The sequence below is a fragment of the Buchnera aphidicola (Pemphigus obesinymphae) genome (genome assembly GCF_026122815.1).
Classification (GTDB): Bacteria; Pseudomonadota; Gammaproteobacteria; order Enterobacterales; family Enterobacteriaceae; genus Buchnera_C; species Buchnera_C aphidicola_BJ.
Window position 1 is genome coordinate 1 of the sequence record NZ_JAIWQW010000142.1, and the last position, 281, is coordinate 281.

1 protein-coding gene is annotated in these 281 nt (G+C 28.8%); it reads right to left on the reverse strand.

All coding sequences use genetic code 11. The annotated features are described in order from the left end of the window. Nucleotides 1–281, reverse strand: a 281-nt coding sequence (gene rpsC / locus LDP10_RS03485; protein ID WP_265197307.1) for a 30S ribosomal protein S3, incomplete at both ends; no start/stop codon positions are given.

Below are 281 nucleotides of genomic sequence, written 5' to 3' on the forward strand. Positions count from 1 at the left end.
ATCTTTTATTTTTTTTATTTTTAGTAAAATTTATATTAGAATAATTTTTATCTTCAATATTTGGCATTCCTCCTAAAATTTCTCCTTTAAAAATCCAAACTTTCACTCCTACTACACCATAAATAGTATGAGCTGGAACAAAACTATAATCAATATCTGCACGTAATGTATGTAATGGTACTCTGCCTTCTCTTTGCCATTCTGTTCTAGCAATTTCTGAACCACCTAATCTTCCACTAATTTCTACTTTAATTCCTTTAGCACCATGTCTCATAGAATTT